The organism is Microbacterium karelineae (assembly GCF_009745985.1).
GTDB lineage: Bacteria > Actinomycetota > Actinomycetes > Actinomycetales > Microbacteriaceae > Microbacterium > Microbacterium karelineae.
In genome coordinates this window covers 1-305 of the sequence record NZ_WFIX01000102.1, presented here as the reverse complement: position 1 = coordinate 305, position 305 = coordinate 1, and the positions used below count along the sequence as shown (strand labels likewise).

The window sequence follows — 305 nt, the reverse complement described above, 5'->3', positions numbered from 1 at the left end:
ATTGTTTATCTTTCAGCAGATGCATTCGGAGTACTTCCTCCGGTTTCTATCCTGAATGAAGATCAGGCGCAGTACCACTTCCTTTGCGGTTATACCTCAAAATTGGCAGGAACTGAAAGAGGAATTACAGAACCTCAACCATCTTTCTCACCTGCATTTGGTGAAGCATTCCTTACCTTACACCCGACAATGTATTCTAAAACATTAATCGGCAAAATGAAAGAGCACGGAGCTAAGGCTTATTTGGTAAACACAGGTTGGAATGGTACCGGAAAGAGAATTTCTCTTAAAGATACCAGAGCAAT

The 305-nt window shown here is 41.3% G+C and carries 1 protein-coding gene; it reads left to right on the top strand.

The window, feature by feature from the left end; translation table 11 throughout:
- Positions 1–305: phosphoenolpyruvate carboxykinase (ATP) (locus GB932_RS22100; protein WP_156758930.1), on the top strand; the 305-nt coding region annotated here is incomplete at both ends.